General features: G+C 45.2%; 13 protein-coding genes and 1 other annotated feature. Of the genes, 4 read left to right on the top strand and 9 right to left on the bottom strand.

The features are described from left to right. The first annotated feature begins 77 nt into the window (after window positions 1–77). The 3 genes from PH235_RS13830 to PH235_RS13840 all read left to right on the top strand — a co-directional run bounded on the left by PH235_RS13830 (window position 78) and on the right by PH235_RS13840 (window position 3,570). Window positions 78–968, top strand: a complete 891-nt coding sequence (locus tag PH235_RS13830; protein ID WP_272162877.1) for a MurR/RpiR family transcriptional regulator — start codon at window positions 78–80, stop codon at window positions 966–968. A gap of 67 nt (window positions 969–1,035) precedes the next feature. Next, window positions 1,036–2,493, top strand: coding sequence for a glycoside hydrolase family 1 protein (locus PH235_RS13835; protein ID WP_443080892.1), 1,458 nt, complete (start codon window positions 1,036–1,038; stop codon window positions 2,491–2,493). Between the two features lie 558 nt (window positions 2,494–3,051). Further along, window positions 3,052–3,570, top strand: coding sequence for a CarD family transcriptional regulator (locus tag PH235_RS13840; protein WP_272162878.1), 519 nt, complete (start codon window positions 3,052–3,054; stop codon window positions 3,568–3,570). A gap of 197 nt (window positions 3,571–3,767) precedes the next feature. Here PH235_RS13840 and PH235_RS13845 read toward each other — a convergent pair whose 3' ends face one another. From PH235_RS13845 to PH235_RS13880, 8 genes are all read right to left on the bottom strand, one after another. Further along, window positions 3,768–4,694, bottom strand: coding sequence for an ROK family protein (locus PH235_RS13845; protein ID WP_272162879.1), 927 nt, complete (start codon window positions 4,692–4,694; stop codon window positions 3,768–3,770). Continuing rightward, complete coding sequence (locus PH235_RS13850; RefSeq protein ID WP_272162880.1) at window positions 4,691–5,854, bottom strand: helix-turn-helix domain-containing protein; 1,164 nt, start codon at window positions 5,852–5,854, stop codon at window positions 4,691–4,693. The genes PH235_RS13845 and PH235_RS13850 overlap by 4 nt, the downstream gene beginning before the upstream one ends. A gap of 28 nt (window positions 5,855–5,882) precedes the next feature. Beyond that, window positions 5,883–7,076 carry an MFS transporter gene (locus PH235_RS13855; RefSeq protein WP_272162881.1) on the bottom strand — a complete coding sequence of 398 codons (1,194 nt, stop codon included), beginning with the start codon at window positions 7,074–7,076 and terminating at the stop codon, window positions 5,883–5,885. Next, window positions 7,069–8,652, bottom strand: a complete 1,584-nt coding sequence (locus tag PH235_RS13860; RefSeq protein ID WP_272162882.1) for an alpha-N-arabinofuranosidase — start codon at window positions 8,650–8,652, stop codon at window positions 7,069–7,071. Before PH235_RS13860 ends, PH235_RS13855 begins: the two co-directional genes overlap by 8 nt. A gap of 350 nt (window positions 8,653–9,002) precedes the next feature. Continuing rightward, on the bottom strand, window positions 9,003–9,581 hold the full coding sequence (gfa, locus tag PH235_RS13865) for an S-(hydroxymethyl)glutathione synthase (RefSeq protein WP_272162883.1): 579 nt from the start codon (window positions 9,579–9,581) through the stop codon (window positions 9,003–9,005). Window positions 9,582–9,671: 90 nt separating this feature from the next. Beyond that, the gene (locus tag PH235_RS13870; protein WP_272162539.1) at window positions 9,672–10,787 is read right to left on the bottom strand and encodes an S-(hydroxymethyl)glutathione dehydrogenase/class III alcohol dehydrogenase; all 1,116 of its coding nucleotides are present in this window, start codon (window positions 10,785–10,787) and stop codon (window positions 9,672–9,674) included. A gap of 615 nt (window positions 10,788–11,402) precedes the next feature. Then, complete coding sequence (locus PH235_RS13875) at window positions 11,403–12,431, bottom strand: 3-deoxy-7-phosphoheptulonate synthase (RefSeq protein WP_272162884.1); 1,029 nt, start codon at window positions 12,429–12,431, stop codon at window positions 11,403–11,405. A gap of 57 nt (window positions 12,432–12,488) precedes the next feature. Beyond that, window positions 12,489–12,731: a binding site (T-box leader), on the bottom strand. 87 nt (window positions 12,732–12,818) lie between these two features. Further along, window positions 12,819–14,195 carry a 6-phospho-beta-glucosidase gene (locus PH235_RS13880; protein ID WP_272162885.1) on the bottom strand — a complete coding sequence of 459 codons (1,377 nt, stop codon included), beginning with the start codon at window positions 14,193–14,195 and terminating at the stop codon, window positions 12,819–12,821. A gap of 265 nt (window positions 14,196–14,460) precedes the next feature. Here PH235_RS13880 and PH235_RS13885 point away from each other — a divergent pair, with 265 nt between their 5' ends. Next, entirely contained in the window at window positions 14,461–15,354 is an 894-nt protein-coding gene (locus tag PH235_RS13885) for a MurR/RpiR family transcriptional regulator (RefSeq protein ID WP_272162886.1), read from the top strand. Window positions 15,355–15,538: 184 nt separating this feature from the next. Here PH235_RS13885 and nadA read toward each other — a convergent pair whose 3' ends face one another. Further along, entirely contained in the window at window positions 15,539–16,489 is a 951-nt protein-coding gene (gene nadA, locus PH235_RS13890; protein ID WP_272162887.1) for a quinolinate synthase NadA, read from the bottom strand. Window positions 16,490–16,746: the final 257 nt, after the last annotated feature.

Below are 16,746 nucleotides of genomic sequence, written 5' to 3' on the forward strand. Positions count from 1 at the left end.
TCATATATCATCAACATTATTTTTAAACAGAACCCATCATTTAAATCGACAAATGGTATAATTGGGGCAAAACGAGGGTGATAAATCTGAATATTATCAGCAGGATGAACCAAAGTCACTTTTTCTCAAATTCGGAGAACAGCATCATCCGTTTTCTGCTTGAAAACCCGGATGACATCAAAAACGCCACAACCAAGGATCTTGCCGCGAAAACCTTCACGAGCCCATCAACGATCGTGCGTCTGGCCCAAAAATTGGGCTTTCAAGGCTACAATGATTTCAGAATCGAGTTCCTCGCCGCTGTCCAACAGCTCAACAGCCCGTTGGTTTCGATAGATGCGAATTTCCCGTTCCAAAAAGCAGACGGCATCAGCGAAATATCTTCAAATCTATCCCAGCTTTTCGTGGATGCGATCAAGGAAACCAATTTCCTCGTCGATGAAGATAAATACGATAAAGTTGTGGATCTGCTAGACCAATCGACGTTCATCGATATTTATGGCGTCGGCTCGAATCAGCACCTGGCTTATAATTTCTCGCTCGACATGCGGCGCATCAACAAAGAGGTCACGACCTCAGCGAGCCATCAGGAGCAACTCATCAAAGCCGCCACTTCGAACAAAGACCGGGTTGCTTTGATCATTTCCTACACCGGCGAAACCAAAGACATCCTGGAAATCTGCCAACTGCTGAAAGATACAGAAACAGCGATGATCTGCATCTCCAGCGTCGGAAACAACAGCATCAGCGATTTGTGCGACATCGTTTTGAACATCGCCACCTGGGAAAAAATGTTCTCAAAAATCAGCACCTTCTCCTCCAGCATTTCGATCCTGCTGGTATTGGATATTCTGTATGCTGCCCTGTTCGCGCGAAACTATGATAAGAATAAGGAACGTTTGCTTCAGGTGAAGTCTAACACCACCGGTTTTCGATCCAAAATTCAGCCTCTGATGGAGGATGTTTAGCGTCAAATAGTTTTCTTATTCCTTAGGTATTTAAAATACAAATTTATATAAAAGGAGTGTTTTGATTATGATGCAAGGAAACAAAAATGCTTTTCCGAAGGATTTCCTGTGGGGCAGCGCTTCGGCAGCGTATCAGGTGGAAGGCGCGTGGGACGAGGACGGCAAAGGCCCTTCGATTTGGGATGAATTCGTGAAAGTGCCCGGCACCACCTACAAAAACACAAACGGTGACGTTGCGGTCGACCATTACCATCATCTCGAGGAAGATGTCCGCTTGATGGCGGAAATGGGCCTGAAAACCTATCGCTTCTCGATCGCTTGGTCGCGGATTTTCCCTACCTCCATGGATGAAGTGAACCAAAAGGGCTTGGATTTCTACCATAAGCTGATCGACCTGTGCTTGGAAAACAACGTCGAGCCGATGGTGACGATCTATCACTGGGATCTGCCGCTGTTCCTACAGGAAAAATACCGAGGTTGGGAAAGCCGGGAAATCATTGCCGACTTCAAGAAATACGCAGTGACTTTGTTCGAAGCGTACGGCAGTAAAGTGAAATACTGGATCACAATCAATGAACAGAATATCTTTACGCGGATGGGCTGGATGACGGCGCAGCACCCGCCGAAAATGACTGGCGAAGAAAAACTCTATTACCAAGTCAATCATAACGTGTTCCTGGCGCATGCCGAAGCCGTGCTTGCCTTCCAGGATCTGGTTCCGGACGGCATGATTGGTGCAAGCTTTGCTCTGCATCCAAGTTATGCCATCGACTGCAAGCCGGAAAATGTCGTAGCCAAGATGGATTACGACGATCTGAAGAACTATTGGTGGATGGATGTTTACGCTTATGGGCGCTATCCGAAAGCGGCCATGAAGTATCTCCAGACAAAAGGCGTGGCGCCAGAATTTGATCCCGGCGATGCGGAATTGCTGGCGGAAGCAGCCAAGCACGTCGACTTCATGGGCGTCAACTATTACCGGAGCGATACGGTCGAATTCAACCCGTTGGACGGCGTCGACAGCAGCGGCGTGTTCAACACGACCGGCGAAAAAGGTTCGATGACTGTTCCGGGCGTTCCCGGCTTGTACAAAAATCCGCTGAATCCTAATCTGCCGACAACCGATTGGGATTGGACCATCGATCCGGTCGGCATCCGCGTCGGTTGCCGCGACATCACCAGCCGCTACGACCTGCCAATCATCATTTCCGAAAACGGGCTCGGCGCTTTCGATACGCTTGAAGAGGACGGCAGCATCCATGACCCTTATCGGATCGCCTATCTGGCGGAACACCTTAAGGAAATCAAACTGGCGATCGAAGAAGGCTCGGAAGTGCTCGCCTACTGCACTTGGTCGTTCACCGATCTGCTCAGCTGGCTGAATGGCTACCAAAAACGCTACGGCTTCGTCTACGTCGACCAGTACGAAGAAGCCGTCGAACCTTCCCTGAAGCGCTACAAAAAAGACAGCTATTTCTGGTACAAGGATGTCATCGCCAGCGACGGAAAAGCGTTGTTCGATTAAGCTTAATGAAGCTTAATGAAGAAAGCATGACTGCACAAAGAATCCCCGACCAGGCTCAGTTTCGGCTCGGTCGGGGATTCTTTGTGGTTTTTGATATTTGCGTTTTTTCCCCGTCCACGGAAATACCCCGCCGAAACCGGTTTTGGCGGGCTAAAAGAAGTCTGATATCGAAAAATAAACCGCCAAAATGACTTTGAAGGGTTATTCGGTGTGGTCGTCTCGCAAAATAAACCGCCAAACTGTATTTGGCGGGGAAACTCAACCCTTCTGAAGAGAAATTAACCATCCACCCGCCTTCCTTGCTTCAACGGTATCATTCCGCGCACTCTCATCCCAGCCGCCTCTCCACTTCCCGCAGCACCAAGCAATAAAAACACCATATCCTCTCCATTTACAGTGCATCCCATATACTAAATACTTTTCTTGAAATCACCCCTTACAAAAACAGTCAAAATTTGGTATAATATCTATACAACGTGTAGTTATGACAAACGTAAGTCCTGTTGTCATATATCTGCGCGCTTTTTTGTTGCTTTTGGAAAAGATATGGAGGATTACATGTACAAAGTTAATGATTTGATAGTGTATGGAAACGAAGGGGTCTGCCGAGTCGAAGCGATCGAAGTTATGAATGTTACTGCTGTCGCAAATGATCGTCTATATTATGTTCTAAAGCCCCTGTATCGTAACGGAACAGTATACACACCCGTTGATACGACAGTATTTATGCGTCCCGTCATTTCGGCTGATGACGCACAAGAAATAATCGAACAGATTCCGTCAATCGAAACGGATATCCTATACAGCAGCGCGAATCTGCTTTCCGAACATTATGATAAAGCCATGGAACGTCATGATTGCAAATACCTGATCCAAGTGATCAAAACGGTATACCTCAAGAACCAAATCGCTGCCACAAAAAATAAAAAGGTTTCTGAAACCGACAGACGCTACATGAAAAAAGCCGAAGAAATGCTTTACGGCGAATTCGCTGTTGTGTTGGAAATGCCAAAAAACGACGTGAAAGCTTACGTCGAAGAAAAAGTTGCGGCAATTGAATTAAGTTTAAGCAAATAGAATACTGCAATTGAAAAACAGAAATCCACTGATTCGGATTTCTGTTTTTTTGTTTTCTGACATTCATTTTTCCGCGTTGTCTGTTCCAAAATGGATCGTATCATCTCTAGTAATCCTCTCCTGGAACGGCTGTTCAGGTTGAATTAACAGATGCATTACATTTTGTCCAAAGTTTCCTTAGACGCCCCGCTTTATAATCACCCTAACCTATTCACTACCATCTCTTCATCCGCATTCAACAACAGCTGATACAACGCTCCTAAAAGATTGGCATCATTCAGGAAGCGGCAGCTGTCGATTTCAACTTCCGTCAAGGTGCTGTCCAAGAAAGGCAGCCCGGTGCGGATGGCGCGGTATTGTTTCCGGATTTCTTCGATAACGATCGGTTGAGCGCTGATTCCGCCGCCGATGACGATTTTTTCGAGGTCAAGGATGGCTTGGACGTTGCAGATCATGAAGGCGATCTCTCTGGCGAAGGCTTCGAAAATCGGATAGACGCTCGGGTCATTTTGGTTGATTGCTTCGAAGGCAGCAGTGCCGTCCTTCGTGTCATTTGTCCCCAACTCGATGTTCACTTTTTTGACGAGTCCAACAGCCGAACCGGTCTTGCCGTACATATCATCAAAAGATGGCTTGAAGGATTGCTTCATCATGAAACTCAATTCACCGGCTTGGAAATTCTTGCCTTGGTACAACTTGCCATCCAGAATCAGGCCACCTCCGATGCCGGTTCCGAGCACAAGTGCAAGACCGTTTTCGATGCCATTTAGGTTACCGAGCCAAAGCTCCGACAAAGCTGCAGCCTTGCCGTCATTGATGACGGAAACCGGCACATCAAATTTAGGCTGGAATTCCTCGATAAAAGAAATGCCGTCCAAGAATGGCAATGCTCCGCCGAAGGAAATCATGCCCGTATCCGAATCAACTTTCCCTGGGCAACAGAAGGCGATACCGCGAATTCCATCCCGAACCAGTTCAATTTCATTTTCCAATGTGACGATGAATTCGCCATATTCATGAGGTGTCCGCACTTGCTTCTTGGACTGAATCTGCCCGGAGTGGTCAATCAAGGCCATTTTGATGTTCGTGCCGCCGATGTCGATGCTTAAGTAGTTTGATTTCAATGCTCATTCTGTCCCTTCTTTATGCCATGTTTCTGGCGAAATCTATTGGGAGTTATTTGATATTTCCTTTTGAATACATTTCCGAAATGGCTTTGGCTGGAGAAAGCCAAAAAGTTAGCGATTTCATCAATTGTGTAAGTCGAGTAAAGCAATAAATTCTCAGCCATCTTCAATTTTTCTTCGACAACAAATTCATGGATTGTCATCTCTGTTTCCTTTTTGAAAATTGTCGAAAGATACGTTGGGGTTGTATTCAATTCTCTGGCTATTTCTTCAGCTACAATTTTCTCATGCATTTTTTTCAGAATGAGATTTTTTGCCCGAAAAACGAGAGGATTTTCTACTTTTATTTCTTTTATCTCTGATACCAACTTCGTAAAGTAAATTTCGGCTCCACGTACAATATTATATACTTCATTTTGTGTTTTCGCTTCATCTACTTTCAAAATATAGCTGTCGCTCAAGAGAAAGGCCTGCTCTGAATGGACGCCACCTTCAATTGCCGACCTTGTGGAAATCGCCAATACGACGATGCCTAAATTTTTTATTGAGCGCAGTTCATCTTTCGATAAAGTTGCTAATCTGCCCGCATAGCTCTCTTGGAAACTAAGCATCAACTTGTCATGATTGCCTTCCCGGATGCTGGCTTGTTCGCGTTGTTCCTGATCGTAGGGATTATGCAGTTCACCCATTTCTTGATATTGAAAAGCCGTTTCGCCAAGTTTCTTGGAAATTTCTGCTTGAACGGAAGATTCATCCATGGATGAATAAAGAATATCAAATATAGAAATTTTTTGGTCATAAAGATAGTCATAAAAAAGGGATACGGCTTCACAAATCGTTTCCAGATCAGCGTATGAATGCCTTTGGATCATCTGATCGGCATGAGGAACCTTCACTCTCCCAAAAATAAAATAGCAGGATAGCTTCTCAACATAGAGGACTGCCGTAAATAATAAGTTTTTGTCAGAAAAAGCTACAGGCAAAGTCATTTTATTCAGCTCATCGTACATTTCCAGAGCATGACTGTCTTCTTCCAAGGAACTGGGGACCGCGTTAAAATCGCCAAACACATGTCTCAGCCTGTGATTACTATCGTACTCTCGAATCGGTACTTTAATTATTTTTGCCAAATGTTCGCACATGCTTTGATAATCCACGAATCCCGCCCCTTTTTAAAAGTGTAGCCTATTTTTGATTCTCCAAAACAACTGAAGTATTTTTCTTAAATCCACGAAGAAGAAAAACAAATGCCATTATCACGAATACGATTCCACCAATGGTAAAGGAAAATGCTGTGCTTGTATTTCCGACTAAATTGCCCAGCCATTGTACCACAAAAGGTGAGAAGAATGAGCCGAGATTGCAGGAAACCATCGCTAAAGAGATAGCTAAGTTAGTGGAATTTTCCGGAGCTCCCGGCAACAGAATATCGTACATGTAAGGGATAAAGATGGAAACAACCAGCATTCCACCAGACAGAATAATCGTAAGCATCAGCATACTGTTGACTGAAGGAATCAAGAAGTACACGATACCGATAAGGATCAGAGCAATCACGGGAGTGAATTGTTTAAGAACACTTCGGACATGGCCATAAGCAAAGCCTCCGATTGCCCCAATCAGACTGCTGATCGTGAAGGCAGTTCCCAAAAACCCTTGATTCGTATAGTTCATTTCTACAATCAATGTACTTGTTTTGGTGAAGATAGTCATTATTAGGATGAAGAATACAAACATCATGATGCATGAGAATATGACCAAAAAATTGACGCTTTGCTTTTGCCTGCTTGTGTCCGAATCCTGATTGCTGACTTCTTTTTTATCAGCAGGCAAGAATAAAGCAACTAAAATTACGATCGGCAAAGTAAGGAAATAAATGAGATACGAGTATTGCCAAGCAACGTTAACCAGAATACCTGCTAAGAAAGTGGCAAGGCTGGAGCCTAATGTTGCAAAAGCTGTCTGATAACCCAACATTTTTTGTTGTGTTTCCCCATCAAAATAATCGCCTATCAAACTGACTGCGAGGGAATTGTAGATACCTGTTCCTGCCCCAAGTATAAATCTGGAAATATAAATGACAGAAAAATTTGTTGCAAAAACCGGAATAACGCCGCCAACAAAAGCCAATGTCAATCCAAGCATGACCGTTTTCTTCTTACCAATTCCTTTGACAATAAAACTGCTGAGCAAGATAAATATCAACATTGTGAAAGAAGGTATTGTGACCAAAGATTCCACTGTCGCGGGAGCGATATCGGGGAATTGATTTTTTATCATCGGCAAGGTTACTGAAATTGCGCTTGCCGCACTGAGCATTAAAGAAATGGACAGAATGGTTAACTTCAAAATGCCAGCTTTATCTCTACTTTTAGTCATTTTGCTTTTCCTCCCAATTTTCATCCAGTTTAAATTGAAGAACAGTAACCGAAGATTTTGCCACTTCGAAGTCGATATTTGTGCCGTCAATTTCCGGTGCGACAGCAGCCTTAATATTAACTAGTTCTTCAACGCCGAACTCGTTATAATCATTCATGTTGTCGGAGCATAAGACGCTACCGGAAATATATTCGACCTTTTGATCAAAGTTGATCGTCATTTTCTCGGAATCATCAGCGGAAACATTCACAATATTCACTGTCACAACATCATCTTTGACAGATGCAAAACTGTATATTTTTTTCAAATCTTCTTTACAAACATTGCCTAAAGTATTTGTCTCTAAAGCTAGGTCGATTTTATGTCCGCCTTTATGCGCTTCATACATCTTGAATACATAATAATTCGGCGTTAGAACGGTCTCATTTCCATTTGTTAAGAACAGTGAATTTAGGACATTCACTGATTGTGCTACACAGGCCATCTGCACTTTATCACAATTTCTATGGAAAATATCCAGCGTCAATGCTGTAGTGATAGCATCCCTCATCGTGCATTGCTGCCAAAGGATGGATGGTGTAGTCAAATCAATGTTATGCCAATTGCCCCATTCTCCGACAATCAAATCAACATTAATCGGAGTAGCAAATGCCCCCTCTTCAACCGGCATCGCTTTCAATCCTTGCTGAATGAGACCATATTGCTCTTCGATGACATCCTCCAATTCAAAGGCGCCCTTGATTACACGATACCAAGCATCTTTACTGAATTCTGTCACTTTGTCGGTTTCATCCGACAGATTCCAGTTATAGAAATGCAGATCATAACCATCGATTCTAGGTTTGCGATACTTCGCAAGTTCTTTGAAGAAGTCTTTTGTCCACTCAACTCGTTCTTTCGGTTTGTTTCCATCGGGACCGACTGCAATCATTTTCAGCTCTTGAGTTGGCGTTGTCCATGGCAGTCCTGCTCCAAAAAGAGGCATGGCACTCGTATGTTTGCGGTATTCATTTGCATATCCTTCAGCAGTGAAATTTCCGCCACCTGCCCAGCTCTCATTGCCGATTCCCCAGTATTCAATATTGAATGGTTTGGGATGGCCATTATTGGCTCTTTCTTCAGCTAGAGTAGTAGCTGTCTCACGATTTACATATTCCACCCATTCTCTCGTTTCCCGAACAGTTCCGGACAACATATTGATGTTGAACCACGGCTTTGCTCCTACCAATTCGCATAGATGCATGAATTCGTGCGTGCCAAAATGATTGTTCTCCAACTGTTGCGTGCCAAAGTTCTCATTATAATATTTTGGACGTTGCTCTCTTGGACCAATTCCATCTCTCCAGTGATACGTATCAGCGAAACAGCCGCCCGGCCAACGTAATAATGGTGGGTTGATATCTTTTAAAGCGTCTACGATATCTTTTCTTAATCCTTCATAATTTGGTATGGCAGAATTCTCGCCAACCCAAATCCCATCATAGATACCGCTTCCAAGAAACTCCACGAATTGACCATGAAGATTCGGATTGATTCTTTCTCCTCTGTTGCTTGCGTTAATAGTTATCTTACTCATTCTCATCCCTCTTCCTTTTTGTAATCGTATTCAAATTCACTTGATGAACTTATTCTAATTTTTTTGGAAGCCTTTTTATATCACGTTCTTACTCGAAATATCAGAATCTTATTAAAGCTATAAAAATATGTGATCATATTCTCGAACGCTCTTCTTGCATATCAAAAGAAAACAAAAACCCGCGAACGGGGCACATTTTCGAGTGTCTCGTTCGTGGGTTTTGGCATTTATAATTATTCATATATTTACGTTATAACGCTTTGTGTTACGCCAAGCCAACAGTACATTCTGGTTCATTGTTCATAAACGGGTTCTATAAAGCAGCACCGGCGTCACTTCAAAAATAATAATTATTCTGTAAAGGTTCCTTTTAATTGAGCAGTCTTTATTGCAATCAAATCCATTAGTACCGGAGATAAACAATCATACGTGTTCAGTCCTAGTGCTTGTAAATCTGAACGGATTTCATTTATTTTTGAAGCTGCTGTCCCTGTTTCGATAACGGAGGAAACAAAGCCTGCAAATTCAGGAGCTGACCAACCTTTTTCATCAGATAGTTCTGTGTGAACGAAATCCAATCCGTAAAAAGCGTGGTCCGGGTTCTCAATTCTCCCATAAAGATGTGCGCCACAATCTTTGCATGCGTAGCGTTGGATTGCAGCAGTTTCATCTACAATTTCTAACTTATCTTCATTTTTCATTACTTTCACATTGTCTCTGCCAACAACCGAAACTAATGAAAAAGTAGCTCCCTCTGGTTTCCAACATTTTGAACATCCACAAGCATGATTATGCCCCGTTTGTGCGCCAATGTGTACTTCTACTGGATTGTGTTCACATAAACAATGTAAAGTACCTCCAGAAAAATTCGCATCTGCCTCGTATTGATAGCCATTGTCTAATCTTGGATGAAGTTTCACTTTTGTCATATTATTACCTCTGCTTTCTTATTGTACTGAATAGTTTTTCTGAAATTGAAGCTGTTCTTCTGTAATAGAAGAACTCGCACGGTCCTAGCTTTACTCTCCGTAAGTCAAAATCGTGCGGATGGATTCCCCTTTGTGCAACAGATCGAAGGCTTCGTTGATGTCGGTGAAATTCAGATGATGGGTGATGAAGCTGTCCAGATCGATTTCGCCGTTCATGAAATCCTCCACCATTCCGGGCAGTTCCGTGCGGCCTTTGACACCGCCGAATGCGGAACCTCTCCACACGCGTCCTGTCACCAATTGGAACGGGCGGGTATGGATTTCTTTGCCGGCACCGGCGACACCGATGATGATGCTTTCGCCCCAGCCTTTGTGGCAGGCTTCCAAAGCGGCTTTCATGACTTCTACATTTCCGATGCATTCAAAACTGTAATCCACGCCGCCGTTGGTCATTTCGATCAGGACTTCTTGGATCGGACGATCATGATCACTTGGGTTGACGAAGTCAGTGGCGCCCATTTTTTGGGCCAATTCCCATTTGGCGGGATTCATATCGACTGCGATGATGCGTTTGGCTTTGGCTTTTTTCAAGCCTTGGATAACGGCCAGGCCGATCGCTCCAAGCCCGAATACTGCGGTCACTGCGCCTTCTTCGACTTTTGCCGTGTTTTCGACAGCGCCGAGACCTGTAGTCACTCCGCAGCCGAATAAAGCGACTTTATCCAGGGGCGCTTCCTTGTCGATGTTCACCAGGTTGATCTCGTTGACAACCGTGTATTCGCTGAAAGTGCTTGTCCCCATATAGTGATAAATAGGCTCACCATTATAAGAGAAACGGGTCGTTCCGTCCGGCATCAAGCCTTTGCCTTGGGTTTCGCGCACGGCTGAACACAGATTTGTCTTCCCGGACAGACAGAATTCGCATTCCCCGCATTCCGGCGTGTAAAGAGGAATGACATGGTCACCGGGTTTGACGGAAGTGACTTCATCACCCACGGAAACGACAACGCCGGCGCCTTCATGCCCTAAAACGGCAGGGAAAACACCTTCCGGATCGTCACCCGACAAAGTGAAGGCATCGGTATGGCAGACGGAAGTGTAAAGAATCCTCACTAATACTTCCTTGGCTTTTGGCTCTGCCACATCTATTTCCACAATCTCCAACGGTTTGCCTGGTCCAAAAGCGACAGCTGCTCTACTTTTCATAATTTTATTTCCTTCTTTCTTGAATATGATATCTCGTGCTCAATTAGAATACTACACGTTGACAATCTTGTGAATACTGACATATTTGTCACCATGTCATTTTTTGTTGAGAAGAGAAAGTCAGACGACATTGTCCTGGATGGCACCTGTGGTTACTGCACTCTCCTGTGAAGACCCTTCTGCCGGAGGAGGACATCCCAAAAAGATGATTATCTCCGACCTCGGCAGCTTCGCCGGAGTACAGCCACCCGCAATGCAACCACCTCCGGCAAACATTCCCTCGTCGGAGGTAGTTAGTGGGCGCAGTGCTGTTCTCCGACGAGCGCTCTTCTCATCGGAGCTGACGGTTTCCTCCGGTTAGCGGTCCTTCTGCCGGAGGAGGACATCCCAAAAAGATGATTACCTCCGACCTCGGCAGCTTCGCCGGAGTACAGCCACCCGCAATGCAACCACCTCCGGCAAACATTCCCTCGTCGGAGGTAGTTAGTGGGCGCAAATTGTTCTCCGACGAGCGCTCTTCTCATCGGAACTGACGGTTTCTCTCGGCCGCCGCCCCTCTCAAAAACGCCACAACACAAAAAGGCCAGGATTTCTCCTGGCCCCACATTTATGCTCTTATGCGTTTTCTGCGATGTATTTAACCAATTCTTCTGTATCTGCCCAGCCTAGGCATGGGTCGGTGATGGATTGGCCGAAGACTGTTCCGTCGTCTTCCTGACGGCCGCCTTCAAGGAAGCTCTCGATCATGAAGCCGCGCGCCAATTTCTTGATGTCATCGTTCCAAGAACGGTTGAACATCGTTTCTTTGACGATACGGATCTGTTCCATGTGTTTTTTGCCTGAGTTGTCATGGTTTGTGTCGATCATGATGAACGGGTTTTTGTAATCCCCTTCTCCGTAGGCTTTCACGACTTTGACAAGGTCTTCGTAGTGGTAGTTCGGGATGTTATCGCCGTAATCGTTCGTTCCGCCGCGCAAGACAACGTGGGCCAACGGGTTGGAGCTGGACTGCACTTCTACGCCATTATGGATGAATTTTTGTACTTGTTGGGCAGCGTACACGGAATTGAACAACACTTTCAGGTTGCCGCTTGTCGGATTTTTCATCCCGGCTGGGTGATCGATTCCGCTGGCAACGAAACGGTGCTGTTGGTCTTCAACGGAACGCGCGCCGATTGCATGGTAGCTGACAAGATCATCAACAAAATCCAGGTTTTCCGGGTACAGCATTTCGTCAGCCGTCGTCAAGCCTGTTTCCGTGATGACGCGATTGTGCAGGCTACGCACAGCAGCGATTCCTTGGATCAGGTTGCTCTTGCCGGTTGGATCTTGCTTATGCAACAAGCCTTTGTAGCCGTCGCCGGTCGTACGCGGTTTGTTTGTGTAGATACGGGGAACCATGAACACTTTGTCTTTGACTTTTTCCTGCAATTTCGCCAAGCGACGCACATATTCCATTACCGCTTCTTCATCATGTGCGGAACAAGGTCCGATGACTAACAAGATGCGATCGTCTTTGCCTTCGATGATGTCGTGCAACTCTTTGTCGCGGGCTGCCTTCATCGCTGCTTGCTCAGGTGTCAGTTTGGATAATTCTTTGACCAATTCGAAATCGATTTTTTCACTCAATGCTTTGAAACTCATAGTAATCCCTCCATTTTCTCTTCAACAAAAAAAGCTTCGTCCATTCCAATTTTCATTGGAAAGGACGAAGCCTGTATAGACTCGTGTTACCACCTTTGTTCATAGACCACTCGCGCAAGTCTACCTCGATAGGTACATTATAATACCCTAGCGAAATAACGAACGCTATCACCCGTCGCAGCCTACTTGATTCAGTGCGAAGTTCAAAGATGAATTCGGCTATCTCGCATGTGTGCCTCGCATCGACCGGCACCTTTCTGGTCAGCTCAATAACTTACTACTTCTTATCATCACTTTTTATGTTGTTTCTCAGAATATACTCATTTTCCAAGGAAATGTCAAATGGTTTTTTGAAAAAAAGTGAATGATAGGGTTTTCTTGTCGTAATTAGTCCAAGTCTCTAGCGATTTCATCTTTAACAGTCACGCCTTCAGCTTCCAAGCGTGCGATTGTTTCAGCGAATTGCGGCAAGTGTTTTTTGTGTGCGATGAACAATTCGTTCATGATTTTGATTGCAGTTTCGCCTGAACGGATCAGTGGGTTGATTGTGAAGGCTTGTAATGCAGTACCGTAGTCGCCTGTTACAGCAGCTTCGATCGTCAACAATTCCATCGCTTTCATCACTTGCAACCAGCCTCTTTCAGCAGTCGGCAATTCACCGAAAGCCACGTTACGAGCGCCTTGTGCACCAACGTAAGCAGTGACTTCGACTACGCAGTCAGCTGGTAGGTCAGGAACAGCACCATTATTTTTAGTGGATACAACGATTTGCGTGTCTTTGTTGCCGTAGATGGCAGCGATCGTTTCGCAGGCAGCGTCGGAGTAGTAAGCTCCCCCACGTTTTTGCAATTGCTCCGGTTTGTGATCCAAGTTTGGATCTTTGTATAATTCGAACAATTCAGCTTCTGTCTCTTTTACTTGTTGCGCACGCGTGCCTACGCCATTGAACTCTTCCAGACCGTGTTCCAGCATTTCTTCTTCGCGGTAGTAGTAACGGTGGTAGCCGCAAGGGATCATGCCCATTTGTTCCAATTGTTCTCTGTAGAACGGAATGTCATGGATGTTTTTCGGAAGGCCTGCATCTTTGTCGAACATGGCATCGATTACTTTGTAAGTGACGTCATTGCCTTTGTCGTCAGCGACTTTATGCCAGTGGAAGTGGTTCAAGCCAGCAAATTTGTAGATAAGGTCCTCTTTTTCAACGCCTAATGCTTTCGGCTCAGTCATGGTAGCCATAACCGGAACGTTACACAAGCCCATTACTCTGTCCCATTTGCCGTAGCGGACGACTGCTTCTGTTACCATGCCGCTTGGATTTGTGAAGTTGACCAACCAAGCATTCGGGCAAAGTTCTTTCATGTCTTCAACGATCTGCAAAATGATAGGAATTGTACGGAATGCTTTGAACATACCGCCGGCACCGTTTGTTTCTTGACCCAGCATGCCGTATGAGAAAGGAATGCGCTCATCTTTGACGCGAGCATTCAGTAAACCGACACGGAATTGCGTCGTTACGAAGTCAGCATCTTTCAAAGCTTCTCTGCGGTCCAAAGTCATATGGATTTTCACGTCGTAAGGGGATGCATCCCACATACGTTGCGCCATTGTGCCAACGATTTCTAATTTTTCTTTCCCTGCTTCGATGTCCACTAACCAGATTTCGCGGATAGGCAATTCATCATAACGTTTGATGAACCCTTCCATTAATTCAGGTGTGTAGCTGCTTCCTCCGCCGATTGTTACAATTTTAACGCCTTTTGTCATTTGTATATTCCTCCTCGTTTCGTTTACAAGGTTATTATCCATCATGTAAATATCGATAACAAGGGTTCTGGGTACACTTCAAAACCTTTTTACAAAATTTGTGCAAAATCCGCCCAATAATTCAAATTCTTTTCGCTTTTTGGCCTTTTTTGAGCAAAATATCGTTTACATAACATTTACATTAATTTATAATTTTTGTAAATAAGGAAAAGTGATTCAAGCCTAATATGGATCGCTGGACTTGAGAAAAGGAGAAGCGCCAACTATGCTGATACGCGAAAAAATGGAAACCATCAAGTTTTCTCCGGCTGAAAAGGAGGTCGTGGAATACCTGTTGCGTTATCCGGAATTGCTGGATGAAAAGACGATGCAGGAAATCGCAGCCGAAACCTACACCCAGCCTTCCACACTGATCCGCATCGCCAAGAAATTGGGCTTCGACGGATGGGTGGACTGCAAAAAAGCCTACCAAGAAGAGCACGACTATCTGACCCGCAACTTTGTCAATATCGATGCCAATCTACCGTTCGAGGCGAACGACTCGATCATGACGATCAGTAATAAGATGGCTTCGCTCGGACAGTCGACAATCGAAGATACACTCTCGCTCATCCACCACGACACGCTCCAGCAGGCGAAACAAATGCTGCTGAAGGCAAAGCACATCCAAATCTTCGCCACCAACGCCAATATGCTCATCCCGCAGGATTTTGCCTTGAAGATGAACCGGATCAAGCATCACACCGCCGTCTCCACCATCAAAGGCGAAGACGTCTACACAGCCTATACCTGTCCCGAAGGCACCTGCGCCATCTTGATTTCCTATACCGGCGAAAGCAATGCGATGAAGCAGATCGCGAATATATTGAAAGCTGAAGGCATCCCCACAATCGGAATCACGAGCATCGGCGACAACTACCTTTCACGGGTGGTGGACTGCTACCTGCCGATCACGACGCGCGAGAAACTTTACTCCAAGATCGGCAACTTCACGGTCAACCTTTCCATCATCTACTTGCTGGATGTGCTGTATTCAGTAGTCTTTGCCGAAAATTACGAGGAAAATCTGGCCCATATCATCCGCTTGGGCAGAATAGCCGACAAAAGGAAGACCAGTTCGGATATCATGCAGGAGAATGCCAGCGGGGAAAAAGCGTAGCGATTACGTTGGAGAATTGATAACTATAATATTCCATGTTGTAATGGCTTTGCGATATGAAATTAAATCAGTGCAAACAGCACAAAAACCACTCCCTGACTGCGACGAAAGGGAGTGGCTTTTTTTACGTCTACTTCGACAATAGACGTGTAGGTTAGCGACAACTTGCGTGGCTATCTGCTAATCATCTAACCAAGTTCACCGAAAGTTCCATCATCTTTTCCAACGGACGGAGAGCTTGCTTCATCAATTCTTCATCCATCTTAATTTCCGGTGTCATAGTGTCCATCGCATCATACAATTTCTGTAATGTGTTACGTTTCATGCTGCGGCATGTCTGGGTACGCGTCGGCACGAGGAACTCCTTACCCGGAGCCGCCTTCTTCATCTGGTGCAAAATGCCCACTTCAGTACAGACGATATATCCAGGCGCATCATTCTTCTTCACTTCATCCAACAGCACCTTCGTACTGCCGACTACATCACCGCGCGCAACAACTTCCGCTTGCGCCTCCGGATGCACCAGTACTTTGTAATCCGGATGGGCCTCAATCATCTCTTGGACAGCCGCGACGCGAATCTTGTGGTGCACGCAGCAAAATCCGTCGTGCAGAATGACGTTTTTCTCCGGAACTTCGCTCTTGATGTACGATCCAAGATTGATATCGGGAATAAAATAGATGTTTTGCTGCGGCAGACTGCGCACGATCTCCAGGCAATTGGACGACGTCACACAAACATCGCTGTATGCCTTGGTTTCAGCCGTCGTATTCACATACGCGACAACCGCCAAATCATCATACAGTGCCCTGACACGCTCGATTTCATCGGTTGATATCATATCAGCCATCGGACAACCCGCTTTTATATCCGGCATGATGACCCTCTTGCCCGGACTCAAAATCTTCGCACTCTCCCCCATGAAATTTACCCCGCAGAAACAAATTGTCTGCTGCGGCGTAGTCTTCGCCAATTTCGCCAACTGGTAGCTGTCGCCAATGTAGTCTGCCACGTCCTGAATCTCGTCCTGAACGTAGAAATGGGCCAGAACAACGATATCCTTCTCCTGCTTCAGCCTCTGTATACCCGCGACTAATTCTGCATCACCCAACTGTTTATTCATCTTATTTATCAATACCATAACCTCCACGGCTTAACAGCTTAATTGTCTTGACACCTGTAAACACACTAAAGATTATCATGTTGAACAAAACCTGTCAATGTTCCCTTTCCCATCAACTAAAGCCAACCATTATTCCAAACCGATCGAGTAGGAGGAGCCAACAGGCTCCGACCTCTCACACCACCGTGCGTACGGTTCCGTACACGGCGGTTCAATAACTTAAGTATCTGTGCTGGTAAAGTTGATTAAGGTCTTTGAGACCCCAACTT

The organism is Trichococcus sp. K1Tr (genome assembly GCF_028309625.1).
In the GTDB taxonomy this organism is placed as follows: domain Bacteria; phylum Bacillota; class Bacilli; order Lactobacillales; family Aerococcaceae; genus Trichococcus.

What these genes read in the sequence shown, in the direction of transcription:
- PH235_RS13835 (WP_443080892.1), top strand. Translation starts at nt 1,036, where the DNA reads ATGATGCAAGGAAACAAAAATGCTTTTCCGAAGGATTTCCTGTGGGGC.
- PH235_RS13840 (WP_272162878.1), top strand. Translation starts at nt 3,052, where the DNA reads ATGTACAAAGTTAATGATTTGATAGTGTATGGAAACGAAGGGGTCTGC.
- PH235_RS13855 (WP_272162881.1), bottom strand. Translation starts at nt 7,076, where the DNA reads ATGACTAAAAGTAGAGATAAAGCTGGCATTTTGAAGTTAACCATTCTG.
- PH235_RS13860 (WP_272162882.1), bottom strand. Translation starts at nt 8,652, where the DNA reads ATGAGTAAGATAACTATTAACGCAAGCAACAGAGGAGAAAGAATCAAT.
- gfa (WP_272162883.1), bottom strand. Translation starts at nt 9,581, where the DNA reads ATGACAAAAGTGAAACTTCATCCAAGATTAGACAATGGCTATCAATAC.
- PH235_RS13870 (WP_272162539.1), bottom strand. Translation starts at nt 10,787, where the DNA reads ATGAAAAGTAGAGCAGCTGTCGCTTTTGGACCAGGCAAACCGTTGGAG.
- PH235_RS13875 (WP_272162884.1), bottom strand. Translation starts at nt 12,431, where the DNA reads ATGAGTTTCAAAGCATTGAGTGAAAAAATCGATTTCGAATTGGTCAAA.
- PH235_RS13880 (WP_272162885.1), bottom strand. Translation starts at nt 14,195, where the DNA reads ATGACAAAAGGCGTTAAAATTGTAACAATCGGCGGAGGAAGCAGCTAC.
- PH235_RS13885 (WP_272162886.1), top strand. Translation starts at nt 14,461, where the DNA reads ATGCTGATACGCGAAAAAATGGAAACCATCAAGTTTTCTCCGGCTGAA.